Annotated in this window: 24 protein-coding genes, 2 tRNA genes and 1 pseudogene; 12 read left to right on the plus strand and 15 right to left on the minus strand. The window is 42.8% G+C overall.

Annotated elements, in window-relative coordinates:
* Positions 1 to 47 precede the first annotated feature (47 nt).
* From AUJ82_05080 to AUJ82_05095, 4 genes are all read right to left on the minus strand, one after another.
* Positions 48 to 341, minus strand: a complete 294-nt coding sequence (locus AUJ82_05080; protein OIO59609.1) for a hypothetical protein — start codon at positions 339 to 341, stop codon at positions 48 to 50.
* Between the two features lie 1,802 nt (positions 342 to 2,143).
* A tRNA-Leu gene (locus AUJ82_05085) sits at positions 2,144 to 2,230 on the minus strand.
* Positions 2,231 to 2,288: 58 nt separating this feature from the next.
* On the minus strand, positions 2,289 to 3,392 hold the full coding sequence (locus AUJ82_05090) for a chorismate synthase (protein ID OIO59610.1): 1,104 nt from the start codon (positions 3,390 to 3,392) through the stop codon (positions 2,289 to 2,291).
* 16 nt (positions 3,393 to 3,408) lie between these two features.
* Positions 3,409 to 3,741, minus strand: a complete 333-nt coding sequence (locus AUJ82_05095) for a hypothetical protein (GenBank protein OIO59611.1) — start codon at positions 3,739 to 3,741, stop codon at positions 3,409 to 3,411.
* Positions 3,742 to 3,888: 147 nt separating this feature from the next.
* Here AUJ82_05095 and AUJ82_05100 point away from each other — a divergent pair, with 147 nt between their 5' ends.
* Positions 3,889 to 4,305, plus strand: a complete 417-nt coding sequence (locus tag AUJ82_05100) for a hypothetical protein (protein OIO59612.1) — start codon at positions 3,889 to 3,891, stop codon at positions 4,303 to 4,305.
* An 8-nt stretch (positions 4,306 to 4,313) separates the two neighbouring features.
* On the opposite strand, the gene AUJ82_05105 is transcribed toward AUJ82_05100, so the two are convergent.
* From AUJ82_05105 to AUJ82_05115, 3 genes and pseudogenes are all read right to left on the minus strand, one after another.
* Positions 4,314 to 4,781 carry a hypothetical protein gene (locus AUJ82_05105; GenBank protein ID OIO59613.1) on the minus strand — a complete coding sequence of 156 codons (468 nt, stop codon included), beginning with the start codon at positions 4,779 to 4,781 and terminating at the stop codon, positions 4,314 to 4,316.
* Positions 4,782 to 4,840: 59 nt separating this feature from the next.
* Positions 4,841 to 5,545 (minus strand): annotated as a pseudogene (locus AUJ82_05110) (hypothetical protein).
* A 483-nt stretch (positions 5,546 to 6,028) separates the two neighbouring features.
* Complete coding sequence (locus AUJ82_05115; GenBank protein ID OIO59614.1) at positions 6,029 to 6,667, minus strand: pyridoxamine 5'-phosphate oxidase; 639 nt, start codon at positions 6,665 to 6,667, stop codon at positions 6,029 to 6,031.
* Between the two features lie 88 nt (positions 6,668 to 6,755).
* On the opposite strand from AUJ82_05115, the gene AUJ82_05120 reads away from it, so the two are divergent.
* Complete coding sequence (locus AUJ82_05120) at positions 6,756 to 8,009, plus strand: diaminopimelate decarboxylase (protein OIO59615.1); 1,254 nt, start codon at positions 6,756 to 6,758, stop codon at positions 8,007 to 8,009.
* Between the two features lie 56 nt (positions 8,010 to 8,065).
* Positions 8,066 to 8,614, plus strand: coding sequence for a hypothetical protein (locus tag AUJ82_05125; protein ID OIO59616.1), 549 nt, complete (start codon positions 8,066 to 8,068; stop codon positions 8,612 to 8,614).
* Between the two features lie 79 nt (positions 8,615 to 8,693).
* Here AUJ82_05125 and AUJ82_05130 read toward each other — a convergent pair whose 3' ends face one another.
* The 3 genes from AUJ82_05130 to AUJ82_05140 form a co-directional block, all read right to left on the minus strand.
* Positions 8,694 to 9,059 carry a hypothetical protein gene (locus tag AUJ82_05130; protein ID OIO59617.1) on the minus strand — a complete coding sequence of 122 codons (366 nt, stop codon included), beginning with the start codon at positions 9,057 to 9,059 and terminating at the stop codon, positions 8,694 to 8,696.
* Between the two features lie 20 nt (positions 9,060 to 9,079).
* Entirely contained in the window at positions 9,080 to 9,517 is a 438-nt protein-coding gene (locus AUJ82_05135; GenBank protein ID OIO59618.1) for a hypothetical protein, read from the minus strand.
* A 208-nt stretch (positions 9,518 to 9,725) separates the two neighbouring features.
* Positions 9,726 to 9,803, minus strand: a tRNA-Glu gene (locus tag AUJ82_05140).
* 256 nt (positions 9,804 to 10,059) lie between these two features.
* Between AUJ82_05140 and AUJ82_05145 the strand changes: the two genes are divergently transcribed.
* The gene (locus tag AUJ82_05145; protein OIO59619.1) at positions 10,060 to 11,676 is read left to right on the plus strand and encodes a CTP synthase; all 1,617 of its coding nucleotides are present in this window, start codon (positions 10,060 to 10,062) and stop codon (positions 11,674 to 11,676) included.
* Positions 11,663 to 12,457 (plus strand): 3-deoxy-8-phosphooctulonate synthase, encoded by a 795-nt coding sequence (locus AUJ82_05150; GenBank protein OIO59620.1) that lies wholly within the window; start codon positions 11,663 to 11,665, stop codon positions 12,455 to 12,457. Before AUJ82_05145 ends, AUJ82_05150 begins: the two co-directional genes overlap by 14 nt.
* Before the next feature lie 9 nt (positions 12,458 to 12,466).
* On the opposite strand, the gene AUJ82_05155 is transcribed toward AUJ82_05150, so the two are convergent.
* On the minus strand, positions 12,467 to 13,210 hold the full coding sequence (locus AUJ82_05155) for a hypothetical protein (GenBank protein ID OIO59621.1): 744 nt from the start codon (positions 13,208 to 13,210) through the stop codon (positions 12,467 to 12,469).
* A 161-nt stretch (positions 13,211 to 13,371) separates the two neighbouring features.
* Here AUJ82_05155 and AUJ82_05160 point away from each other — a divergent pair, with 161 nt between their 5' ends.
* Positions 13,372 to 14,880, plus strand: coding sequence for a hypothetical protein (locus AUJ82_05160; protein OIO59622.1), 1,509 nt, complete (start codon positions 13,372 to 13,374; stop codon positions 14,878 to 14,880).
* Between the two features lie 21 nt (positions 14,881 to 14,901).
* Here the strand turns inward: AUJ82_05160 and AUJ82_05165 are convergent, their stop codons facing one another.
* Both AUJ82_05165 and AUJ82_05170 read right to left on the minus strand, forming a co-directional pair.
* The gene (locus AUJ82_05165; protein OIO59623.1) at positions 14,902 to 16,152 is read right to left on the minus strand and encodes a hypothetical protein; all 1,251 of its coding nucleotides are present in this window, start codon (positions 16,150 to 16,152) and stop codon (positions 14,902 to 14,904) included.
* 118 nt (positions 16,153 to 16,270) lie between these two features.
* Positions 16,271 to 16,810 carry a hypothetical protein gene (locus AUJ82_05170; protein ID OIO59624.1) on the minus strand — a complete coding sequence of 180 codons (540 nt, stop codon included), beginning with the start codon at positions 16,808 to 16,810 and terminating at the stop codon, positions 16,271 to 16,273.
* On the opposite strand from AUJ82_05170, the gene AUJ82_05175 reads away from it, so the two are divergent.
* Positions 16,809 to 17,054, plus strand: coding sequence for a hypothetical protein (locus AUJ82_05175; protein ID OIO59625.1), 246 nt, complete (start codon positions 16,809 to 16,811; stop codon positions 17,052 to 17,054). The two genes, AUJ82_05170 and AUJ82_05175, sit on opposite strands and share 2 nt — an antisense overlap.
* A gap of 1 nt (position 17,055) precedes the next feature.
* On the opposite strand, the gene AUJ82_05180 is transcribed toward AUJ82_05175, so the two are convergent.
* The gene (locus AUJ82_05180; protein OIO59626.1) at positions 17,056 to 18,102 is read right to left on the minus strand and encodes a hypothetical protein; all 1,047 of its coding nucleotides are present in this window, start codon (positions 18,100 to 18,102) and stop codon (positions 17,056 to 17,058) included.
* A gap of 79 nt (positions 18,103 to 18,181) precedes the next feature.
* Here AUJ82_05180 and AUJ82_05185 point away from each other — a divergent pair, with 79 nt between their 5' ends.
* The 5 genes from AUJ82_05185 to AUJ82_05205 all read left to right on the plus strand — a co-directional run bounded on the left by AUJ82_05185 (position 18,182) and on the right by AUJ82_05205 (position 25,037).
* Entirely contained in the window at positions 18,182 to 19,639 is a 1,458-nt protein-coding gene (locus tag AUJ82_05185; GenBank protein OIO59627.1) for a hypothetical protein, read from the plus strand.
* A complete protein-coding gene (locus AUJ82_05190; GenBank protein ID OIO59628.1) occupies positions 19,640 to 21,493 on the plus strand; it encodes a DNA primase in 1,854 nt (617 codons plus the stop codon). It begins immediately after the preceding gene.
* Positions 21,494 to 21,505: 12 nt separating this feature from the next.
* The gene (locus AUJ82_05195) at positions 21,506 to 23,806 is read left to right on the plus strand and encodes an RNA polymerase sigma factor RpoD (GenBank protein ID OIO59629.1); all 2,301 of its coding nucleotides are present in this window, start codon (positions 21,506 to 21,508) and stop codon (positions 23,804 to 23,806) included.
* Between the two features lie 51 nt (positions 23,807 to 23,857).
* A complete protein-coding gene (locus AUJ82_05200) occupies positions 23,858 to 24,292 on the plus strand; it encodes a hypothetical protein (protein OIO59630.1) in 435 nt (144 codons plus the stop codon).
* Between the two features lie 121 nt (positions 24,293 to 24,413).
* Positions 24,414 to 25,037: a hypothetical protein gene (locus AUJ82_05205; GenBank protein OIO59631.1), complete on the plus strand. Its 624-nt coding sequence runs from the start codon at positions 24,414 to 24,416 to the stop codon at positions 25,035 to 25,037.
* A 113-nt stretch (positions 25,038 to 25,150) separates the two neighbouring features.
* Here the strand turns inward: AUJ82_05205 and AUJ82_05210 are convergent, their stop codons facing one another.
* Positions 25,151 to 26,248: a hypothetical protein gene (locus tag AUJ82_05210; protein ID OIO59632.1), complete on the minus strand. Its 1,098-nt coding sequence runs from the start codon at positions 26,246 to 26,248 to the stop codon at positions 25,151 to 25,153.
* Positions 26,249 to 26,262 lie beyond the last annotated feature (14 nt).

The following is a 26,262-nucleotide window of genomic DNA, read 5'->3' on the forward strand; positions in this document are numbered from 1 at the left end:
AGGAAGTTGAGCATTCCAAGAAGTTATACCATGCCATCATCAACACGTCACCAGACTGGATTTTCGCAAAAGATCGTGACTTCCGTTATATTATGGCAAATGCCAGTTTTGCCAAGGCTCTTGGTAAGAGCACAGATGAGCTGATTGGTAAGACTGAAGTCGAGGTAGGTATACCCACGGAAATTGTATATGGTGATGTTTCCCAAAAAATAAGAGGTGTCAGAGATGACGACATGCGCGTCTTGAGTGGTGAAACGATACAAGTTCTCAACGAGAAAATGATCCTCCCTAACGGCAAGGAATATATTGCGACAAGCAGAAAGCTCCCTCTCAAAGATCATAATAACGAGATTGTTGCCGTTTTGTATTTTTCTCAAGACATCACAAGTAAGAAAAGAGCCGCTGAAGCCTTGATGAAAAGCGAAGCCCAGAATACTGCTATTTTAAATGCCGTTCCAGACACGATTATTCACGTCAATCGACAAGGAAAGTTCTTAGATGTTAAAGCCAATAGAGACGAGTCCATGTTCGAGGCAAATGACCGCTTAATCGGCTCGAGCATTCGCGAAAATTTCCCAGACCAGGTAAGAGATCAGTTCATGGGCTGTTTGTCTCAAATTTCCCGTAACAAGCGTACCGATACCCTAGAATTTAAATTGGAAAAGCCTTCCGGCTGGAAATACTTTGAAGCCCGCTTGTCTTATGTAGACTTGGAGTCTGCGTTAATTATCATTCGTGATAGAACCGAGAGTATCCTCTCCAAGGAAAAACTCCTCAACGCTAAAAACTATGCCGAACAACTCAATCACGAGTTGCTAGACACCAATGAACGGCTCAAAGACTCTATCAACGAAACAAAAGCGCTTGCTGAAAAAACAAAAGTCGCCGACCAAGCTAAGAGTGCTTTTCTTGCCATGATGAGCCATGAGATTCGCACGCCACTAAATGGCATCATTGGTTTTTCTGAGTTATTGACAACCACCCAGTTAGATGATCAACAACGCAAATTCGCAGAAACGATTTCACGAAGCAGTGAAAATTTGCTCACCATCTTAAATGATATTCTCGACTTCTCGAAAATTGAGGCTGGGAAAATGGAGCTTGATAACCATCCCTTTAATGTTAAGGAAATAGTGCACGGGGTTGTAGAACTCCTCTCCCCAAACGCCAAATCAAAAAACCTATCTTTGACTTGTCAGATTACCGATGATGTGCCGGAAGTCATTCTGGGTGATAAAAGCCGAGTTCGCCAAATTCTCCTTAATCTGGTTAATAACGCCATCAAATTTACCGATAAGGGCAGTATAACGATTTCTGTTGATTGCAATAATACGAACAGTTCAACGCTCCCGATGCTTGAGTTTACGGTAACAGATACGGGTATAGGTATCTCACCGAATTCGCTCCCCAAATTATTTCAATCCTTCTCGCAGTTAGACTCTTCTACGACACGTACTTATGGCGGTAGTGGTCTAGGGTTAGCCATTTGTAAAAAATTAGTAGAAATGATGGAGGGGGAAATCTCCGTAAAAAGCTCTCCTAATAAGGGCTCGTCATTTACGTTCATATTTCCCGTTGTAGAAGAGAAAGTTTTGCCCGCGGAGCCCGTTCAAAAAGTAACGCAGTCGGGGCTTCAGCCTGTGATGGAAGTTTCTCAGGCTGTGCGTGCGCCCAGGGAAGATACAGAGGTACCTTTTTTGATCGGTAAAGCTTTTTCAGATGCTTACCCCTTAAATATTCTCGTTATAGATGACAATAAGGTAAATCGTAAGGTTGCTAGCATGATACTTCATCGCATAGGTTATGACCCTGCTTTTGCGGTTAATGGGAGTGATGCCCTTAACGTTTTGAATGAAAAAAAGAACATAGACCTTATTCTTATGGATATTCAAATGCCTGTTATGGATGGCTATGAAACAACCCGTAGGATCAAGACGGATCCGGACTTGAAGCATATTTATATTATCGCGCTGTCTGCCCACGCCATGAAATCAGACCGCGAAAAGGGCATATTAGAGGGGATGGATGACTATTTAACAAAACCTGCTAAACTAAAAGACATCAAATCAGCTTTGGTAAGAGCGGTACAATTTATTAGGGAAGAAAAGAAAATTAGAAAAACACGGGGAGGCATTCCTATAAGTGGTGCTGAAGGGGGGACTTGAACCCCCACGTCCTTGCGGACACTAGAACCTGAATCTAGCGCGTCTACCAATTCCGCCACCCCAGCACAATAATCTCGGGGAAATTACTAACGTTATTTTCTTTACCCGCAAAGTCAAGTCGCATTATGCCTTGTTGCTAAAGTCGAATGTATGGCACTGAGCACTGTCTCTCATGACATGATCTAATAGCACAAGGGCCGCCATCGCTTCTACAATGGGAACGGCACGCGGTAGTACGCAGGGGTCATGTCGGCCACGCCCGATCAATTCCGTTTCCTTATGGTGTAAATCCACGGTTTGTTGTTTCTTAAGAATCGTTGCCGTTGGCTTAAACCCGACTCGAAAATACAGTTCCTCGCCATTGCTAATTCCGCCCTGAATGCCTCCGGAGTAATTTGTCTTGGTGGACACTTTGCCTTCCTTCATTTCAAAGGCATCATTATGCTCGGATCCCTTCATATGTGTTCCCGCAAACCCACTACCTATTTCAAACGCTTTTGTTGCGGGTAAAGATAGCATCGCTTTTGCTAAATCAGCTTCAAGGCGATCAAAAACGGGTTCTCCTAAGCCAACAGGTAGTGATTTTACGCGGCACAGGACGCCCCCGCCGACAGAATCCCCCTCTTCGCGCATCTTTTCTATTAAATGAATCATCTTCGCTGCGGCTGCGTCATCAGGGCAACGAATGATGTTTTTCTCAACATCATCTATCGTAGGAAAATGGTCTAAGGGCAGGGCTTGTATATCGTAAACGCGATCCACATAAGCCCTTATCTCTATACCGTGGGACACAGAAAGAATCTTTTTTGCGATTGCACCAGCGGCAACCCGTCCAATTGTCTCTCTTGCTGATGAACGCCCTCCGCCTTCCGGATTGCGGTGCCCATATTTTGTTTGGTAAGTGAAATCGGCATGAGAGGGTCTAAATTTATCCCGCATTTCGTTATAAGCTTCCGGCCTTGCGTCTTTATTATAAACCAGCATCGCAATCGGGCTGCCCAGGGTCTTTCCTTGGTATAGGCCGGACAGAATCACGACTTCATCTGCTTCATTACGGGGAGTAGTAATAGCGCTTTGCCCAGGACGCCTACGATCCAGTTCTTTTTGTATTTCCAAAGCCTCCAATGGTAAATTCGGTGGGCAACCATCTATCACGACGCCCACTCCGCCACCATGGCTTTCACCAAATGTTGTAATACGAAAGATTTCGCCAAAAATATTTCCCATAATAATATTAAAACGCTTAATTGTTTGAGATATTCTCAGGCCGGTTTGATTCCAGCGCCCTCATTATCTCTTGTTGTATGTCTTTGGGGCAACCTTTAATCAGAGCCAGGAATTTAGACTGAAAGTCGTGGTTTTTGTAAGTGGCAGTCTCGCAAAGGTATAGCAATATATGTTTCTTGTTTACGCGGTAAAACCGTTTTTTGCCGCTGACAAAAATGTGCCCTAGGATCCGTTTTTGTTCAATTGCACGTCGTACAAATTCGTCCGTGGAGCCGATAAGATTTGCTACTTCAGGGGCAGTAAACCATTCCTTTGCTTTCATCAGTTGATCAAGTTTTTCGTTCATCATAATAGGGTATTGGGTTAGTTTTTGAGATGTTTTTGTCTTTGATTAAGAGGGATTTGTAACATTTTTTTACATAAAGAGAAATTTTAATGTTGTAATAGATAATTTCCTTAGTGTATAATATACGACAGTCAATCCTAGAAAAGACAAATGAATTATATCAATTCCACAGAGAAAATCAATAAAAAAGATAAAGAATTAAGGCGCACATTTGCTCTTCGCTTCCGTGTGCTCATGGCTTACCATGATGTTGCCTTACACGATATTGCCAAAGCGGTCGGCTATCCGATTTCTACAATTGGTACATGGAGGAATGGACGTATTCCGTCATCTCCAGAAGCTATCCATAAGTTAGCAGACTTTTTCCGTGTCACGCCTGAGTTTTTATTATTAGGCCGTGTCAAACACGATGAAAGCCAAGCAGCTATGGAGGTTGTGAACCAAATCCGCGTTCTTCTAAGTGAGCTCGATGACCACACGGTCATCAAAGACATGCTGAAACTGGAAAGACCAGCAGCTGTTAATGAAGATGCTCAGGAAGACGACTTGGTCGCCCAATCCGTCTAATAAGCTTTTTAGTCCACAATGGGCTCTTTTTCTTCAGCGATTCGCTTGAATTGCTGAAGGTATTTCATACCTGTGGGTTTCCCGAATCGGTAGATCAGGTACATAACCATCTGCCAAAATAGACTTATGCCGGACTGGGTTAAGTCTATTGTCTGGGTGAGTAATGTTCCTCCTTCTTGGTCTGTAATATGGTATATTTCATATACCACGTTCTCTTTATTGAATTCCGGGTTGTTGCATGCGATTATAAGCTCATCGGGCGGTTTGTATGACACGATTTCCGCATTAGAAGGTAATTTTTTACCCTTCATTTTATAGGTAATCTTGTATTTATAGCCTTCCCGTCTCGAGCCATAGGATACAGGTACTATTTCTTGTACTTTCGGGTTCCATTTGTGCCAGGTACGAGTGTCGTTCAAGAGCTCCCAAACAACCTCTTTCCGGCAATGAATCAGAGTACTGTCCTTTAACTTCATTGGGGTAATTTTGAGGTGAATTACCCTATTATAAAGGTAGCGTTATGCCTTTGTAAAAACTAAAGCGCTTGCCGTTCGTAATCCAGTGCGGCAAGCGCGTAAAGCGCCGCTGTTTCTACCCGCAACACATTCTTGGCCAATCGAACTGGTAAAACGTTAACCGACCTTGCCATCTCGTATTCCGAAGGAGTAAAGTCGCCCTCTGGCCCAATCAGAAAAATCAACTGTTTCAAGTTTTTAAAATCTAATTTTTGGAGGGTGTTTTTTAAGGGGACACTATTCGCTTCCAAACTCCCCATCAAGCATACTTCATTATCAGAAATCGAGGCAGATAAGCTCTCTATGTAATGCTTAAAGGTTTGTATCTCAGTAATCTGGGGTATGCACAGGTTACCGGATTGCTTGCAGGATTCAATGGCAGTGTGCTCCCAGCGTTGCCCTTTGTTTTCTTTACGTTCCGCGTTTAATTGAACCTCGGTACGTTCTGTTTGTAGGGGAATGATCCTGGTCGCCCCAATTTCGGTTGCCTTGCGTATAATGGATTCCATGGTTTTTCCTTTAGGAATCGCCACAGCCAGGGTAATTTCAGGATATTGTCTGGTAACTGCTTTTATATTGCCTGCTGTCACAACAGCGGCATGTTTACGTATTTCAGTCACATTTCCTTCGCAAAAGCAGTTATCGGCACTAAACAGCGTTACTTGGTCACCTACCTGTGCTCTCAAAACATTTACCAAATGGTGAGATTCCTCCTTCGATAAGGTAAATTTATGTTCTTTGTTTGGGCTATTTTTGGGTAAACCTGAATAAAAGCAGCAAAATTTCTTCATTATAACTTATTGCGGTTAAGGGACTTGTGTTTTTATTTAAAATTATTTAAATTTTTTTGAACAAAGTCTGATTAAGGGCAGTCTACCTATATGAATCTACTGGTCAACGAGTAAGATTAAAATTTTCAAGTTGGTTTGTAGTTTGTCTTTAGGTTTTGAAATAATCGCTCACTCAAAAGGTGGGCGATTTTTCTTTTTTAGAAAATTACCCGGTAGAAAGAAATTTTGCTACATGCTCAATTTTTTTTTAAATTTTTTTGAACGAATGTCAGAATAAGGCTGTCTACCCTTATAGATAAACCCAATCATATTGGTGAAAATTTCAATTTAGATAGGTTTGTAGTTTGTCTTTAGGTTTTAGAAGGCCGTCTCTGTGGAGGCGGTCTTCTTGTTTTTCAGCTATTTTGCGGGCTTTAATTAAGGTGCTAGACGCTCAATTATCCAGTTGCCTTTATCATCCAAGCGATATTGAAAGCGGTCGTGGAGGCGTTTATTCCTTCCTTGCCAGAATTCAAAAGCAATTGGGGTTATGCAATAGCCGCCCCAGTTGTCAGGAAGATCAATGGGGTGATCTTTGAATTTTTGCTCAAATTGATCGAATCGATCATCCAAAAATGCTCGGTTAGGGACAACCTGGCTTTGAGGAGATGCCCAAGCGCCAATCTGACTTTCACGTGGCCTTGTTTTGAAATAAGAGGCAGACGCTTCTGATGACAACTTTTCGGCACGCCCTAAAACTTGAATTTGCCTGTTTAAAGGAAGCCAAAGAAATAGAAGAGAAACATTCGGATTTAGAGTAATATCTTGTGCTTTTCGGCTACCATAGTTGGTGTAAAAGACGAATCCGCGGGAATCGAAAGACTTCAGGAGTAGGGTGCGGTTGCATGGGAAGTTGTCCTGACGGATCGTTCCTAGAGTAAAGGCATTGGGTTCTTCTATGTTTGAGTTAACCGCTTCATCGAACCATTGCTGAAATTGCTGAATAGGATCTGCCTTAAGAGCCGTTTTTCTTAGGCCTTTCTCCGAATATTCCTTGCGCATATCATGAATTTCCATTGCGTATAAACGTTTATTTGAATAGGAATGTTATTTGATTGGTAGTCACCTACGTCTAGCATTAAGGCTAAAATCAATTTTCAGGGCAATGGTAATATTTCCGTTTATCACAGATGAGGTTCTAATGGCTCTGAAGTCAGAATTTGAAACCCCTCTATTTGTCTATAGCGAGGCAGAGCTTATGCGCAACGCAAAGACTATGCTGGATTTTCATAACCCTTACGGTTTAACCGTTCGCTATGCCATGAAAGCTTTACCAAACGCAGCTATTTTAAGGTTATTTGATAGCATGGGAATCCATATCGATGCCAGCTCTGGTTTCGAAGCTGAGCGTGCGCTTTTGGCGGGTATTAAGGGAGAGAAAATTAGCCTGAGCAGCCAGGAGCTTCCCAGGAATTTAAGTGCGCTACTGGATTCAGGTATCTTATTTAATGCTTGTTCCCTTAGGCAGTTAGAGGCATTTGGCAAAATTCGTCCGAATCATGAAGTGGGAGTTCGTTTTAACCCAGGTCTTGGTTCAGGGGGAAGTCGTAAGACAAATGTAGGCGGCCCGTCCGCGAGTTTTGGGATATGGTACGAGAATTGGAAGGATGTAGCGGCTACAGCAGCCAAATACGGTTTGAAAATTGTACGAATTCACACCCATATCGGTTCCGGAGCAGAGGCAGAAGCTTGGCAACGTGCTGCTGAAATGAGCCTTGATATTGTGCGGCAATTTCCTGAGGTGACGATATTGAATTTGGGAGGCGGTTTTAAAGTGGGGCGCGTACCGGAGGAAAAGAGCGTGGATACCCGTTTAATCAGTTCCGCTATAACCCAAAAGCTGGAAAACTTTGCTGAAGAAACAGGCCGACAACTTCATCTGGAGGTCGAGCCAGGAACTTATCTTGTGGCTAGTGGCGGTGTATTAATAACAACGATTGATGACATTGTCGCTACGGGGCAAGAGGGTTATGAATTTATTAAACTAAACGCTGGCCTCACGGAAATTATGCGTCCTGCCTTGTACGGTGCGCATCACCCGATCATGGTGTTAACTGATCAATTAGCGCGAGCACCGTTTAGTTACAAGAAATATGTTGTTGTTGGGCATTGTTGTGAATCTGGCGATTTAATAACCTGCGGCGAGACTCCAGAAACAATCGCCTCAATAGAGCTGCTTGAGGCAAAAGTAGGTGATACATTAGCCATTGGGGCAGTTGGCGCCTATTGCTCAGCCATGTGCGCTAAGAATTACAATTCATTCCCAGAAGCGGCCGAAGTTTTATTAAGGGAAGATGGTACTCCAATTCTCATTCGCAAGCGCCAAACCTTAGGTCAAATTATTGAAAATGAGCTATGATTCCGTAGGGATAATTTTACTTGCGTTAGTTTTTCCTGTGCTATAAAGTCCATGCCATGGACATGATCACTAAGTACATTGAAATCCCCGATCCCTTACACCCCGCTTTAGTACACTTTCCTATAGCGCTTATTATTTTGGCAACCCTGTGTGCCTTAATAGGCTTACTTCCCGGTAAGTTTTTTCCTCGCATGACAGCATTTGTATTAGTCCTGGCAGCTGTCGCCGCCCAGTACACATTGCAGGCCGGTGAAGATGCCGCAAATCAATTTCTTGCTGCTTATCCCTCTGCAGAAGCCCTCTTAGACGAGCACGCTCAATGGGCTCACTGGACCTACCGAGGCTCTTTTGCGGTGGCTTTATTAGCCGTTGTTTCCATGTTCATGTTAAACGTGAAAAAAGTTTCATGGCTCCTAAGGCTTTTAACCTTTGTCGGTACGCTCTTTCTTAGCTTTTCTGTCTACCAGACGGGTATGCACGGCGGTTGGATGGTCTACGGTAAAGCACTAAAATTATCCGAAGTGCCAAGTGATGCCACAGACGGTATGATTGTCCCCGTGAACGAGCCTTCCCAAAGCCATACTTCGTCCACAAGCCACAAGTAAAGTCATTTTCAAGTAACAAAAAAACTCGAAAACGATTTGTTTTCGAGTTTTTTTGTTTTTGTAAGGAGGTGATTTTACCCTAACTGACTCTAATAGATTTGGACTTTCTTTCCTTGGAATTGGTTAAGTTAATTTCCAGAATGCCATCCTTATACTGAGCCCTAAGTGAGTCCATATCCAGTTTGTTATTAACGCGTAGGCTTAATTGATAGTCCATCGCAGGAATCTCTTTATGGATCAATCTGTAATTATTTGAGGCGGGTTTAGATTTATTCGCGTTAAGATAAAGAATATTATTTTTTAACGTAAGCTCAATATCTTGCTTAGCGACACCCGGAAGGTGCACATTTATCTGAACTCCCTCGGGATGCGCCATGACTTCATAGTCCGGCTTCCTGAAGGCTGTTTGCGTTAGCGTTCTTTTTTCTTCTAGCAATGTTGTCATATGTTTCTAAGGTGAAGTTGTTACTTAATTTCAATGCGACGCGGTTTTTTGGATTCCATCCTGGGGAGTGTTAGGTGCAGAATTCCATCTTTTAGTTCAGCGGAGACGCGATCTTTATCAACATGATCGGGAAGAAGGATACTGTTTGAGAACGAACGCTCTTTGTGCTGTTTGAACCCCTTATCCTTTTGATCAAATACTTCTTGCGCCTCAACGGTGAGGGTATTTTCTTCCACAAAGATATTAATATTTTCCTTTTTCATGCCAGGAAGTTCCAATTGCGCATAGATATTGGAATCGTCTTCGTAAATATCAATTAGAGCGTGGCTTTGTCCTCGTGACTGTATATTGGATAGCTCATTTAGCAAGGTGTTGAAATTTTGAAAAGGATCCCAATTGCCAAAATTCAGGTTCTCCAAAATTCCACCTCTAGATTCAGATTTGATTAGATTACTCATATTAATTCATGTCCTTTCAATTCAAGTTCACCTGATTGTATTGCTAAAAGCGTGCCAATAATTTGGTTTCGCTAAGTTGTTCTAGTCGAAGGAATTAAAGATTGGTGAATTTAATTTCAGTACGAAAAAATGGCACATATTTTGTGGATCTGTGTCATTTTTTCTCGTTTTGCCCGAAGGCAGAGCTTTTAGTTGTAACTAAAAAAATTGGCGTCCCGTAGGGGATTCGAACCCCTGTCGCTGGAATGAAAATCCAGTGTCCTGGACCTGGCTAGACGAACGGGACATGCCATATAATGTAGAGAATCTTACGAAAAATCGTTTCTATTGCAAGACTTTTTTAACAAATTTATGTGACGAGTAGCGACACTTGAGAAAACACGTTGATAGTTAATGAAATAGGCGTGAAAATTTTTCCCGTACACGTGTATTTGACTTTTGTAATATATTCCAATAGCCTCATCTCTTATTTATATTATCACCGTAGACAGCTTCTTTAAGGCGAGGTAGCCTTGTTTACACATTTTCAAAATATCATAAGCATGAAATATATTTTTATAACAGGAGGCGTTGTATCTTCGCTAGGAAAAGGGTTAACGGCCGGGGCGCTAGGAGCTCTGCTAGAAGTGCGTGGAGTATCGGTCCGCTTACAAAAATTTGATCCCTATCTAAACGTAGATCCTGGAACGATGAGCCCCTTTCAGCATGGTGAAGTTTATGTTTTGGATGATGGTGCGGAAACAGACTTAGACTTGGGCCACTATGAGCGCTTTACCAATACCCAGCTAACACGCTTTAATAGCCTAACATCGGGTCAAATTTACGAGTCTGTCTTGCAGAAGGAGCGACGTGGAGATTATTTAGGTAAAACAGTCCAGGTGATACCTCATGTAACCAATGAGATCAAAGAACGCATTTATAAGGCGGGAGAAGGCGTAGATGTTCTTATTACTGAAATTGGCGGAACGATTGGGGACATCGAAGGGCTTCCTTTTATTGAAGCGATGCGCCAATTTGCTTTGGAGGTAGGAAAAGAAAATGTTTTATTTATTCATGTAACGTTATTGCCTTATTTAAAGGCTGCCGGGGAATTAAAAACAAAGCCCTCCCAACAGAGCGTGGCAAAGCTGAGAGAAATAGGCATACAGCCGGATATTTTGGTTTGCCGAACAGAACACTCCATAACAGAAGAGTTGCGTCACAAATTAAGCATGTTTTGTAACGTACCCAAGGAAGCCGTTATAGAAGAAAAAGATGTTGATTTTTCGATTTATGAATTGCCTATGAGGCTTCATGAAGAAGGCCTAGATAATCTTGTTGTGAAAATGATGCGTATGGATGCACCAGCTAAGCCAATTACTGTTTGGCTAGACGTTGTGCGTAGGCTGAAAAACCCAAGTTGCCACGTTTCAATTGGCGTTGTGGGTAAATATATAGAGCTACAAGATGCCTACAAGTCTGTGTATGAATCCTTAACGCATGCTGGAATTGGGCATGATTGCCGTGTTAATTTAGTGTTGATTGATTCCGAGCATTTAGAGTTGGGAGATGTCGAAAATTACTTTAAAGGACTTGATGGATTAGTGATCCCTGGCGGTTTTGGCGATAGAGGAATCGAGGGCAAGGTATTGGCAGCTAAGTACGCGCGAGAAAACAAACTACCTTATTTCGGCTTATGCTTGGGGATGCAAATCGCAGCGATTGAGTTTGCTAGAAACGTGCTTGGTTTAACGGATGCTAACAGTAGCGAGTTTGACGAAGCCACGAAGAACCCGATTATAGCTATAATGGAAGAACAGAAGGGGATTGCTGAGAAAGGGGGCACTATGCGTTTAGGCTCTTATGAATGCAAGTTAAAGGAGGGCTCCAAGGCTCGTGCCGCCTACGGAAGCGATAGCGTTCGTGAAAGACATCGTCATCGTTATGAATTTAATAACAAATATTGTGAAGCTTTTGAAAAAAATGGCTTTAACATTGTTGGTACCAATCCAAAGCGTAATTTAGTAGAGATATTGGAGTTGAGCGATCACCCATGGTATGTTGGAGTGCAGTTCCATCCTGAGTTTTTATCAAAACCAAATAAACCGCATCCGTTGTTTGCGAATTTTATTGGTGCCGCTATTGAACAGAAAAAGAAGTTAACAGATGTTGTACGATAAGCATAAATTTTTGTTAGTAGCAGGGCCGTGTGCGCTTGAAAGTAGTGAGGTATGCGAGCGTGTGTGTGAAACTTTAAAAGAACTGCAACATCAGTTTCCCGAACTGAATATTGTTTTTTCCGGTTCATTTGATAAGGCTAACAGAACATCTTTAAACAGCCCCAGGGGGCCAGGCTTAGAAAAAGGCCTTGAATTATTGAGATCAATGAAGGAGGCTTATGGCTTTCCCTTATCTACCGATATTCATTTACCGGAGCACGCTGCCAAGGTTGCTAAAGTGTGTGATGTATTGCAGATACCTGCCTTTTTGGCTCGTCAGACTGATCTGGTTGTAGCTGCGGCGAAGACAGGCAAGGTTGTTTCGGTGAAAAAAGGTCAATTTATGTCGCCTTATGAAATGCCGTATGTTGTGGATAAATTGGAAGAAAGTAATGCTCGTGAAATTTGGCTTATTGAGCGAGGAACAACTTTTGGTTACCAGAATTTGATCGTAGACATGCGCTCTTTTCCGATCATGAAAAGTAATGATTGTCCTGTTATTTTTGATGCCACCCATAGCGTACAGTTGCCAGGCGCGGCAAGTGGTAAAAGTGGAGGTGAACGGCAGTTTATAGAGCCGCTTACATTGGCAGCAATTGCCTCAGGAGCTCAGGGGCTTTATATAGAAACGCACCCAGAGCCAGAAAACGCTATTTCTGACAGCGCTACTCAGATCGCTACAGGAATGTTAGCCCCATTTATAGAACGTTGCTTGCGTGTTTACGCGGCCTCAAATCGCTAACAGGCTTTATTAACTCTCAGAGCGTTTCTTTTCCGTTGATTTCTCGCGGGAGGATACTATGCCCGTATAGGGAGTACTTTCATCTCGTTTTGCGTCTACAACAATGTGTGTTGGTATAGCCGCTGAATTTTTTTCAAAGTCGTGGTGAAAGCTAGTTCCTAGGGATTTTGCACCTTGTGAAACGATATCAATGTACTCTTTGCGGATGGCTGTTTCTGTGGTAGCTCTCAGGTTTTTGATGAAATATTCAGGTTTAGCGACATAGGTATAAACCGGGCCACCTGATATAAGCTTTTCTGTGAGTTTATGCGTTACCTTTATTCTGTCATATACGAGTTCTCTTTTATCAAATTCCCTAAGCTCTTTTTCTGAGACAATGAAGATTATACCGTTCACAACGGATTCTTCATTTTTTTCTATATTTAGATATATTATATTTTCTGGGTAAACTAATTTACCATCTTCTTCATAATAATATGTGTCATTGGGGTATCGAATACTCCAGGAGCGTTTCCATCCTTTTATTTCAGCTGGAATAAGCGGCCCATCGTAGGTGCGCCCCAATGTGCGTTCCATGCTGATTTTGTTTAGTAGAGAGCCGTAGGCGAAGATGGCATAGTGGTTTGGGGGGAGTTGGATGGTGGAGGAGGTTGGGGTTTTTAGGTATAAAGTTGCTATTGTAGCTATGGTTAAGAGCATAAGGGCCCAGCTCGATAGGTGTAGGATGTGGTGTCTTTTTTCGCGTCCGTTCATGATTTGTTTTGTTTAGTTATTAACAATATGTATTATGGTTTATTTTTTAAATATGTCAAATGTATATTATTTACATTATTTTTTATTGACTATTTGTTTTTTTATTGCTATTATCTATGTATTGTTAATAAAAACAATAAAATAATAAAGAGTATTAAGGTATGAATAATTTTTCGGCACAGGTAAAGTCAACAATAGGTGGATATGGTCTTTTTGGTAATTTGGTAAAGCCAAAGGAAGAGAAGAGTAACGGAGAAGGTGTTGTTGATGTCAACGGTAACTCAAGGTCGACAGAGGATTTGAAGAGTACGAAGAAGTACATGATTGATAATTACGGTTCTAACAACGGTGTTGTTGGTAGTGTGCGTGATTGGGAGGATTCTGTTGAAAAGAGTGGTTGTAACTGTAATTGCTGTAGTGGATGTATGAGCACTGTAAAGACGATTACTACGGCTCCATTTGTTCTGGCATATGAGAAATGTGTTCCGGAATCAGTAAAAGAGTTTGGGCAAAGGAACATTCAGTCTATTAAAGATGTTAAGCACTACCTTGTGGATGAAAATAATAATCTGGAGTGCACCGGCAATGTATCTACCATAATGGGTACCGTAGGGGGCGTTGTAGGAGGGATTTCACCTCTTTTGACGGGCGATTATATATCTATGGGTAGGTATGTATTTTACGGTAGTTTGGGTGGAATGGCCTTAGGTGGGTTCGTTGGTTTGGGGCTTGATATGGTATCTGAAGAGAATAGAGAGACTATAGAGAACTTTATCCCTAATAATCTTAAAATGAGCAGCAGAAGTGTTTCTAACTACTCTGCCCTTGGTAATAATATTGGTACTGTTATTGGTGGTGTTGCTGGATACGCCCAAGGTGGACCATTAGGATCCTATGCGGGTTCTAACATTGGTGGTTGGGTCGGCTCTATAGGGGGCGGTTTGATAGGAGCTGGAATTGGTTACTATAATGACCGACAAAGTATTCTTGTAGCAGAGTATGATCCTGAACAAACGAAAAAAGAATTAGATAATGTGTGTAACGAAGTTGTTATCGATATGGATAGCTTGGAGATGGACGATGATGGAAATTTTGTCACCGATCTTGAGGATTATAATGACAAAGGGATAAAAGAGAAGGTTATCTCATTAGAGAACAAACCAATATACGAAAGAAAACTTCAGGAATATAAGAAGAATAGCAGTTTGGATAACAATTTCCAAAATACAATTGAGTGGGGCTCGTTTGGAGAATCATTGATTGGCCTTGGACCTGTTTCGACTTTTTCGGTGAACGTATGGCCAGTGGATAACGTTTTCGTGTACCGCATTAATGCCTTAAATATGTTTGGATTCTTTGGTTCAATGGCGCTAGCGACGGCTCCAGCTGTCTATAACGTTGCTAAGAACTGTATTGTAGGGGCACCGAAGGAGGATGCGCCTGTTGTTGATGATAGCAAGGATAAGATTGTTATCGACATTATTGAAGAAGGTAAAGAATCGATTAAGGAGTCTTCTAATAAGGAGGGCTACATTGAGTTGGAAGACAACGTAGATACGAATTCGAGCGAAATCGTCATTGATATACTTGATGAAGATTCAGAATCGAATGTGTACGGCTATGACATGCAAGACGAGAAAAAGAAGAGTACCACTTGTAATATTCTTTAAGTCTTTATACCGGATCACAGGCTACAGTAAGATGCTCTTGAGTATCCAGTAGCACAGGACGGTGACGAGCGCCGCTAAGGGGACCGTGAATACCCAGGCGATCAAGATCTTGGCAAGGAGGCTGAAATTTAAGCCCTTCTTGCCCTGGAAAAAGCCGACACCGATGATTGAGCCCGTAGCGGCATGCGTGGTGCTGATAGGAATGCCCAGTATGGATGCAAAGACGACTGTAATGGCGGTAGAGAAATCGACACAAAAGCCTTTAGAGTTTGTAATCAGGGTGATTTTTTCCCCCAATGTGGCGATTACTTTATAACCAAGCGCGGCGGTACCAGTGGCCATGCCGATACCCCCGAGACAGAGGATCCATAAGGGAATGGTGATGTTATCAAAGTTAGCCGGAATGACTCCCATTTTCATGACCGCAAAGATAGCGAGCACAGGGCTGATACTGTTTGCAACGTCATTAGAACCATGTGCAAACGCTACAAAGCTGGAAGTACCGATTTGCAATTTGCGAAAGAGACGTTCCGTGCCCTTTTCACTGTTCTCCGCCCGAAGCGTCCAGAAGCCGATGAAGTAACGTGCCGTCAAATAGAAAGCGAAATAAAGAGCTAAAAAAAGAATAGGAATTTCCCAAGCTGATATTAAGAGATAAGCCTTAAGGGAAGATTTGTGGATAAGGGAGAAAGCGATGATTGCGCAGGCGAAGGCAAGGAAGCCGGGGGCGAACCGCACAAAGCGATCAATGATGGTTTTTTTGCCAGGTCGGTAGATGAACAGATAGATGAGCTTAATGGACCAGAAGGCTATGAAAGCGGCGATAAAAGGCGAAGCTACCCAAGAGATGGCAATGCCCGTTAAGAGAGGCCAGTTAACCGTTGAAAAACCACCGAGAGAAATGCCGACACCCGTCATCGCGCCCACAATGGCGTGCGTGGAGCTTACGGGAAGGCCTGTTAACGTAGAGACCAGCACAAAGAAACCGGCGGCCAAGAGACAAGACAGCATGCCAAGGATGTAGTGATCCGCACTGCTAAAGATATCCGGCTGGATGACGCCACCTACGAGTGTGGAAACAACCTTCGAGCCCAGGAGGACTGCCCCCACCAGAGTGAGTGTACTGGCGATCATAAGAGCCTGCCTGACCGAAAGCGCTTTTGAGCCTACGGCGGAAGCAAACGCGTTTGCGACATCGTTAGCCCCATTGCTAAAGGCCATGAAAAAGCCGCCAATTGCGGCGATTGCGAATAATACCCAGTTGTACTCCATGGAGGGGTTTTAGTGTTTTGTTTTTAAACCAGCGCTATTATCTACAAAAGTATAATAAATGCAAAGTGATTGTTTGAAAAATTTAAGCAAGGTTTGGGAAGCTTTGCTGTGGAGTAAGTTACTGCATTTTTATTTTATAGATGGCAAGGTCTGTGGCAATCACCTGCCATTGGCCATTGATACGTTTAAATACACGGATAAACTGGAAATTTTCATTGATTTTGTTTTTGCCCTGCTGTGCGGCAATATGCACATTTCCGATAGTGATGATGGTGTTATTAAACGAGCGGACGTAGATGGTAAGCAGATCGTACTCTGTGAAGCTTAGGTCTCCAGAGCGTAAGTCTTTGAGGAGCTGCTCTTGAGTGATCATGGCACCAAAAGGTGTTATGTAGACGGCATCTGGGGCAATTATTTTGGCGAGGTAAGCGCTATCAGCGTGACGATAAGCAGCGGCCAATTCCTCTGTGATGCTCATGATGGCGGCTTTATCTTCGAACTCACCCTCGTATCCAGAGGCATTTTGTGGGATAGCGGCGAGAATAGAGAGTTCCTTCTCTTGGAAATCTGCTACCAGTATGGGTTCGCTGGCTTGTATGGTGCATGCAGCAATGGTGAAGAGACCTAGCAGGGTAAGTAGGAATGGGGCTTTTGACATGGGCGTGATTCTACTAGAAATAGGAGTAAAAAGGAAGCCTTTTGTTTTGGCAGGAGGCGGTGCCGAAAGCCTGACGAAATTGGTAATAAGTTCGTTATTTCAGTTTTTTAAATTCGCTATATTGATTTTTTGTCTTGCGGGGTTTGGCTGGTTTTTTATATATAAGTTCGCTATAAAAGGGGTGGGTTTGTTTCACCTGGAACAAACCTTGCCAGCTCTGATGATCTTATGTTCAGTTCTTTAAATCAACGACAACTGGAGGAAATATTTTTGATCGAGACAGAGGAGCCGTGGTAGTTAGGGAAGCCAAGGGCATTCATATATTCGAGAAAAGGAGGAGGAGATTCTACTAAAGGGAGACGTTTTTTGGCACGCTCGCGGTTGATGCGCTTCAGCATGAGAAAGTCGAGTGCTGCGGGGTTGTTGCTAAGAAAGAGGAGAGGTTCTGTTTCGGTGTAATTGGCGTTAAAAGTAGTGCTCCCGATGTATTGGTAGCGCTCGAGGGTGAGGATTGTGAATGCTAAAGTATTTTTGAGCTCTGGGATGGCGGCGATTTCGGCGGCAGCGATGGAAGCCTGGGCTGGGTTGGTGAAGAAACGCGAGTTGTTGCTGACGTTCCATAGGGATATGTTTTGGACGGCACCCCCGATGCCCAAGGCTTCTGTGCTAGTCACCATAGGGAGGTTTATCCAAAAATCCACATTGAGAAACAAGACGGTGGGAAGGAAGCTTTTTCTGTCTACGCCAGTGCTCGAAATGTTGTTGGAGTAAGGGGAGAATACTTGGGAGAAAAGGTTAATTTCACGAGAAGGCAAGGCGTTTTCGTAGAACCAATTAACATCCCAGTATTTGCCTGAATCGAGCGCTAAAACGGGAGTGCCATCAAACGTTTTTCCGCCATCGCTCAGCGGAGGAAGGAAGCCAGCATCGCGCAAGTAGCGTGCATATTCGTCTACAATAAAAATATCCTTTTTCTCATAACCCTGCTCGATGAGGAAATCGATAACCGCTTCAACGAGGTTATGGGGTGTAGATAGCCCAGGGCCGGAACGCGAATAAACCTTAATGCCGACACGCTTATAGGGACCCGGTTTGAAGTGAACGTTATTTTGCTCTTCGAAGGTTCGGATGAGACACCTTGTAGCCCTTTTGTAATCCTGTTTGGAGAAGTTATCTAAGCTGAATTCGAGTATTTGAGAATGCTCTTGGGTGAGGGTATGCGTTTGTGCGGAAGCCAACAAAGGGCAACTGAAGATAAAAAAAATCGTCAAACAGCATTTTAGAACTTGCATTCTTTAATGGGGATAAGAGAGTGTTATAGAGAGTACAATGAAATCTGTAATAATCAAGTTAATAAATTTAAGTTTAATAGTGTGCCTGACCTTTGCCTGGACGGGGTGTCAACGTGAGACAGAGGAGGAGCGCCAGCAAAAAATACAATATTTGATCAATGAAGATATAAAAACATCTGAAAAATTTGTGAACGAAAAGCAGTACAGTAAGGCGATTACCCTACTGGAAGACCTGCATGAATCCTTTCCCGAGCACCCTGAGGTATTGGAAGCCTTGGCCTGGGTGTATTCGCAGATGGGAGACGTGGCGTTAGCTGGGTTTTATTACGAGCAATCGTATTTGGCAGATACAAGCCACATAGAATTTGCACTGTATGCTGGGGAAGCGTACGCGAAGTCTGAGAATTGGGAGACCGCGATCGAGTATTACCGGATATACCTTAATAAGGAGAGCAAAGACGCCCGTGCGTGGAAGTTGTTGGCATATGCTTACTTGAGTAGCGGGCACCCTAATTTATCCCTAGACGCTTATGTGCGTGGAGTTGAGCTTGAAGAAGAAGAACCTGATCTTGAAGAAAGTATATTTATAGGACGGTTATCGTATGAAGTGAAAGATTATATGAAAGCCAAGTATTGGTATAACCAAGCGTTGATACAAGATCCTGCGAGCGCGTATGCCTTGTTAGGCTTAGTGGATGTGGCTATCGCGAGAAAATCGTACACGCAGGCTGAGTATTATCTTAAGAAATTAGAAACGGCATTGATACCCGATGCTGAAGCAGCGAGACTTGAACAAGACAAAGAGATCCTTGCGAAATGGAAAGTTGAGCAAGAAGAACTCGAGAAGAGCCGCTTAGAGAAAGAAAGACTGCGCCTCGAGGAAGAACGCGCTAAAGCCGAAGCAGAAAAGAAAGCGCAAGAGGAAGCCCAGAGAGCGCTTGCTGAGAGTGAAGAAAGTAATGAACTTGGCGATGGCAAAGTTGAGCCTGAGACGGAATCGAGTAAGGTACCCGGAAGCGAAGTGGGCACTGCAGGAGGAGGCTATGTCCAAAAAAAGCCTGTAAGCGCGATTGATTATTATAAAGAAGCGAGCCGGTTAAGACGCGAAAATAAGTATAAAGATGCGGCGAAGCTCTACTGGAAATCGTTAACGATTGACGATACCGACGCGGACGTGTGGTATGAGCTTGCGGAAACCTATTTTGAGAACAAGCAATTGCGAGACGCGGAGATGACCGCATTGGAAGCGATTCGCAGGAACCCAAAAAATATATTATACACGTTACTTTATTTAAAAATAGTACAGAACGAGCGAACCCCGCAGTATTTTATGGAAGAGCTGTTAAAAGCGAGGGCGAATTTCCCGGGTTCACCAGAAATAACATTAGCTGTGGCAAAAGGGTATAAAGATATTGCGCACAATAAGCACAATGCGTTGCAGTTGTATGAATTATATTTAAAGCAAGCGCCACAATCTAACCAGAAGGCTGAAGTCGAGAAGACGATAGAGCAATTAAAAGCAGAGACAGGGAAATAGATGTCGTTTTTTAAACGAAGCTGCCTTGAGGAAATCAAGCTAAAGGTGTCCATCGTGGACGTTGTGGCTCCCTATGTGACCCTGAAGCAGACCGGGAGTTATTTTAAGGGATTGAGCCCCTTTAACCACGAGAAGACCCCCTCCTTTTTTGTGCACCCCGACAAGAACTTTTTCAAATGCTATAGCAGCGGGAACTCCGGGGATATCTTTCGGTTTATCCAGTTAAAAGAAAATTTGGCATTTCCCGAAGCGGTGGAAGTGTTGGCCAACCGCTTTAATATACCCCTGGAGTATGAAGACGGTCAGGATAAAGAAAGCATGTCTGAGCGTAAAGAGCTATTTGACATACACGAGATAGCCGCGGAGCATTATCGAAAAGCATTTTTAGCAGACACAAAAGAAGGTGCCTGGATAAGAAATTATTGGGAAAAAGACCGTAGTTTTTTATTGAATACAGCAAAAGAATACGGTGTTGGGTATGCGCCCCTGGATGGTCGTGATTTATTAAATGAGCTATTGGAAAAAAAGTTCTCGAAAGAAGCATTAACATCCTGCGGATTATTTTATACCGGAAAAGGGAACAATCGTCCTGAGAACTGGCACCCCAGATTTCAAGGACGGCTCATGATCTCTATAAAAGACATACAAGGGAGAGTGATAGCGTTTACCGGAAGGGCACTTGAAATTACCCCTGAAAAAGACCCCGCTAGAGATGCGAAGTATATAAACTCCCCCGAGACGCCCCTATTTTCGAAAAGCCATGTATTATTTGGCCTAGATAATGCCCGACAGCACATAGCCCAAGAGAACCATTTTTTATTAGTAGAAGGACAATTGGACGCGATACGATGTTGGGAAAAAGGCTTAAAGACAGCCGTTGCGCCCCAAGGAACCAGTATCACAATGGAGCAGATGGGCTTACTCAGACGATACGCGTCTAACATAACCTGTTTTCTAGACGGTGACCGAGCGGGTAAAAAAGCAGCCCTCAGGATGTTGCCCATGGCCATCAAAGCAGGCCTGGATGTTCAATTTTTGCCCTTAAAAGAACAAGAAGATCCAGATGCGTTTCTAAGCAGTTACCCAAAAGACGACATAAAGGCATACCTGGAAAAATCAGTTATCAGTGCGATGACCTTTGCTATTGGCATGTATTTCCCGAAAGACAGGACATTAACCTCAAGAGAGAAAACAGACGGAATAGAACAGTTATTCGAGATTATTACCTGTACGAATTCCGCTATCATGCAAGATGAGTATTTGGATGAAATATATAGGTTAACCCATATTAATAGGCAGACCCTGCAAGCGGACTTTCAGACATTTAAAAGAAATAAAAAGATCCAAAACGAGCCAGAAAATGCGTTATACACAACGGCGAAAGAAGTCATAAACACAGATTCCGGGAATAATGAGAAGTTGACAACCGTTGAGTATCAACTACTATTATTGATTTTGAACCAGGAAGAAATAGCTAAAAAAATAGCCGAGGTAGTGAATCCTGACTGGATAATGTCGAGTGACCTGTACGGGACCCTACTGAGACGGGTTTTGGCAGAAATTCGGGAAGGCGAATGGGACGGATCAGATAAAATGAATGATTTACTTGAAAATGACGCAGAAAGAGATATAATTTATTCATTATTGTTAGACGATCTCCCCTTTGATGAACCAAAAAGAACAGCAAACATGTGTATTAAACAACTGTATAAACAGTATATTCATGCGCGGCGTGACCAGCTTGACCAACGGATTGCAAATTTGGGTAATGGGGAACAAGAGGAAGTTATTAATTTACAGAATGAGCGTGTAAAGTTGAGGAAGGCGTTATCTGCGGCACCGGCAATTAAATAAATTTATTAAGATATGGCGAAAGCAAAAGAGACCAAAAAGAAGCAAGTAGTAAAAAAGAAGGCACCTGTGGCAAAAAAGACCGCAAAGAAGAGTGTCGTGGCGAAGGCAAATACTGCGAAGAAAAAAGTTGCTGTGAAGAAGCCTGTCGCGAAAAAGGTTGCGAGTGTAAAAAAACAGGTTGTAAAGAAGAGCGCCGTGGCGAAGCCCAAGGCTACGAAGAAAAAAGTTACCGTGAAGAAACCTGTTGCGAAAAAGGCTACCGTGGCAAAGAAAGTTGTGCGGAGTAAGGCAAAGGAAGTAGCGCGGGATAAGAAGGTGTCTGCGAAGAAGAGTAAAGTTTTGGAGAAAAAAGTTTCTCAATCGAAGAAGGTGGTTGCCAAGAAAGGCAAGGATACGAAGCCTGTGGTAGCAAAAAAGGTTACTAAGCCTCCGGTGCCAGCGAAGAAAGCTATTCAGGAGAAAGCGCACGATAAAAATAATAGTGCCAAGATGAAAGAATTTGATAACAAAAAGGCAAGTAAGAAGCCTTTTGTGGCGGCTCCTGTTGAGGAGAAGCAAAAGAAGGGGGATACTAAAGGGTTGGGTAATAAAGTGACTGCAAAAAAGATTGAAGTTGAGATTGAGGATGCTGAACGTGGTGACGGCGATGACGGTAATGATGGTAAGTTGAATGAGAAGATCAAGCAGCTGATTAGCCATGCGAAATCCCAGGGGTATTTGACCGTTCAGGATATTAATGAGTCCCTTCCAGAAGGGATTAATAATCCTGAAGAGATTGAGAATGTTATTTCTATTTTAGAGAATCTGGAAATTGATATTCTGGATACGGAAGAAATAGAGCATTACAAAGCGCGGATGCAGCAGACTGAAGATAAGATGATGAAGTCTGCCCAAGGGGATGTGCTTGATGATCCTGTTCGGATGTATTTGAAACAGATGGGCCAAGTACCTCTATTGACACGTGAGCAGGAGGTCGATATTTCCAAGCGCATTGAGAAGGCCGATAGTGATGCACAGACAGCTCTGTTTTCCGTGCCCTTGACGGCGAAGTTTCAGATTGAGCTGGCTGAAAAGTTGGCTAATCGAGAAGAGCGTTTTGACCGTGTTATTTTAGACAAGAAGATTGATAGCCGAGAGGAGTACTTTGAGACGCTCCCCAAGACGATTGAAGAAGCGAAAGCTTTGTTGATTAAAACAGACAAAGCATGGAAAGAACTTCAGGCGGCTCCGGTGAAGAGTAAAAAAGCAATTCAGACGCGTTATAATAAATATACAGAACAGTTAAAAGAAGTCCTCAAGAAATTTTACTTCAAGCTAAAAGTGTTTGAAGAGCATTTGGATAGCCTTGTGCCTGTTGTGCATGAGATTGAAGATGCTTATAACAAGATAGCGATCGCAGAGAAATCCTCATCAATTCGCGCGAAGAACATAGACGTTAAAGCCTTGAAAGCTAAATTGAAAGGGTTTGAAGCGGAGTACCAGATGGATCCCGAAGCGTTTGTGAAGATGATACGTTTTGTGCGCAAGAACCTGGCGGATTCTCACCAAGCAAAGACGGAGATGGTGGAAGCTAATTTGCGCCTAGTAATTAGTATTGCAAAGAAGTACACGAATCGCGGTTTGTCTTTCCTGGATCTGATTCAGGAAGGTAATATGGGCTTGATGAAAGCGGTGGAGAAGTTTGAGTATCGCCGTGGGTATAAGTTTTCAACGTATGCTACGTGGTGGATACGCCAAGCGATTACCCGTTCGATTGCAGACCAAGCGCGGACGATTCGTATACCGGTGCATATGATTGAGACGTTGAACAAGGTGATCCAGGTGCAGAAGCAATTGTTGCAGGAATTGGGGCATGAGCCGACTCCTGAAGAAGTAGCGGAAGAAATGGAAATGCCGGTTGAGAAAGTGCAATCTATCATGAAAATGGCACAACAACCGATATCCCTGCAGAGCCCAGTGGGGGAGAGCGATGATACGAATTTTGGTGACTTTATTGAAGACAAAGGCGCTGAGAACCCGTATGACATGACCGCCTTCAGTTTGTTGCGCGAGAAGATACTTGATGTGCTTTCCAGCTTGACGGAGCGTGAGCGTAAGGTGCTTTCCCTTCGATTTGGTTTAGCGGACGGTTATAGCCGGACGTTGGAAGAAGTCGGACAGCTCTTTAAAGTAACGCGTGAGCGGATTCGCCAGATTGAGGCCAAGGCTTTGCGTAAGATGCGCCACCCGACCCGTTTGCGCCAATTGCACGGTTTCTTTGAAGGTGATACGGATACCTCTGGACCTGGCTTTGATGCGTTTTCACAGAGTTAAACTATTATGAGACGAGCGGCACTGACATTTCTACTGGCTATTATAACCCAGATGGTGTGTGTTAATGCCGTTATTGCCGGCGAAAGAAAGTATACTGTAGTATTGCATAATGAAACGAGTATACCGCTTTTCCTTCAATTTGTAGATGTGGAAGAAAGCATTGAGACGGATGGGGCGCATAACAATCTTTATGAGGTTAGCCCCAAAACGGTCTTAACCCTATTTGACGGCGTGACGAAGGCGGAAATTGGTGGCCGCCAGTTGATGCAATTTGCTAATGTAGTGCCCTATTCGGCACCCGTAGACGAATGCCGGATACTCTTGTTTAATGAAACGAAAGGCAGCCTGATACGCTTTAGATACCTGAGCCCTGACGGCAAGGAATATCAAGTACAGTTAGCCTACAGAATAGAGAATAAGCGCATCGGAAGCGATGAGCGCGGGGATTACCACAAGACCTATTTTATTGTCTTTAATATGCTATAGCGGTGAAGGGGGTTGTTTAAGTTGCAGGAGGAGTGAAGTTTTATTCGAATTGCATGAATTTTTAATAAAAAAACTTGCAAAAAGATCTTAATGAGGGTAGAATAAAATAAAAAGCGAGGGCATGAGAACACGGGAGAAAGCAGTAGATGAGTTTAGAAAACATTTAAAAGAGGGGTGTGTGTATAGGCGTTCTGAAATGAGTTCTTGGTCTAATGCGGTGGATCGTCATTTAGCTTTATTGCAAGAGGATCATACCCTTGAGAAATTATCTGGTGGGCTTTATTTTTATCCTAAAAAATCTGTATTTGGTTTAACGAGGCCTTCAGAGGAAGCTGTTGTAATAACCTTTCTTAAGGATGATCGATTTTTGATAACGACACCGAATCATTACAACGCCCTTGGGGTTGGGACCACACAGTTGTACAATGAAACTGTTGTATACAACCGCAAGCGCCATGGCTTATTCAGATTTGGGAAACGGCAGTATCGCTTTGTGCGCAAAGATTATTTTCCACTACAGTTAAGCGAAGCGTTTTTGATGGTGGATTTGGTTGATAACCTTAACCAGCTAGCGGAGGAGAATAAGAAGGTTATACTTGAACGTGTTGCGGAAAAAGCAAAGGCATTAAATCGCAAGGAACTTTTGGTAGCTGTTAAAGAATATGGTGGTGTGCATTCCAAGAAGTTTTTTGGCAGCTTATTTAGTAAAGATTTGAAGCATTATGAAAGCCCCGTACTTGCATGAACATTCGGAGTTTTCGGATACAGGGGTAGGCCGAGCTTTCGGGAGATATTGAGCCGAATACAGGATAATATCGAAAGGCTGTAATAGAACTGCGAGTCACGAATTTTTTTGTGCTACACGTAGAGTATCAGTTTTTCGTCCTGGTTTTCAGTTTTTTTGATATAATCGGAAAACAAGAATTGAGGCGTTTGGCCATCATTGTTTTTGATGGATTTTATTTTATTCCACTCTTTATTGCTTAGGCCATATTTGAGTAGCACATTTTTAATAAAGTTTAAACTTTCGTGAGCAAGGTGAAGGGGAGTGTTGCCGAGGGTATCCTTGCATTGAAAGAGTGCACAGATAGCTGATATTGACATAATATTACTCTTGAGGATTCTTTCGAGAAAGTCTCCTCGGAGTTGGCCTGTTTGAGCGATGAGGTGGATGCCCTTTTGCTTTTTGTCTTTATCGATGTATAAATCGAAGATGGGCTTTGCGATTTCTTGAATATATTTGAGATTGGAGGAATCTGTTTTTTTTGAGAAGTCTTTTAGGATGTAAAACAGACTATTAACATCCCTATTTTTAATGATCTTAGCGAGAATGATCTCGGATGGTGTATTGATGGATGGATAAGTTTTGTTTGTGAAAAATTCGGATACGTCAAAAAAGATCTTTATTTTTTCGATGGGGAGATTTGCTTTAGGATAGAGCTTGAGAAAAAGATTTATTAACTTTGGAAACTGACGGTTTTCAACGGCTATATGGAGGGTGGATTTGGGATTTTTTTCTCCCCCCGTTACTTTTAAAAGACAAAATGTGTTGATGAACTTTATGTTTGAGGTGACGAAATCCATGCGGGATGGCGTGTAATAGAGTGTCTTAAGTGATTGAATAAGAGAGTTATTTTTTGCAGCTTTCTGTAAGGGATTATCCTTTTCTTGAGAGATGGAATTGCCGGAAGAAGAAATCTCAAGAGAGAGCAGAGCATAGATATCTTCATAATAGAAACCCAGGTCATGAAGCGATTGTAGAAAGGTGTGCAAGTAGCCTTTTCCTGCTTCGACATGCATGAGCTTTATGATTTTTTTAGTGAGCTCTTTATCCTTAAAGATCTCTTCAGGAATTTTTTTACCGGTGAGTTTTTGGAGCGATAGTGCATATGAGTTGTTATTGATTACCGTGAAGTTCTTTTTTTCGATTTGCTGCTTGTAGACTTTTTTAATCATAGGGCTATAGGGGG

This window comes from Verrucomicrobia bacterium CG1_02_43_26 (assembly GCA_001872735.1).
Classification (GTDB): Bacteria; Verrucomicrobiota; Verrucomicrobiia; order Opitutales; family CG1-02-43-26; genus CG1-02-43-26.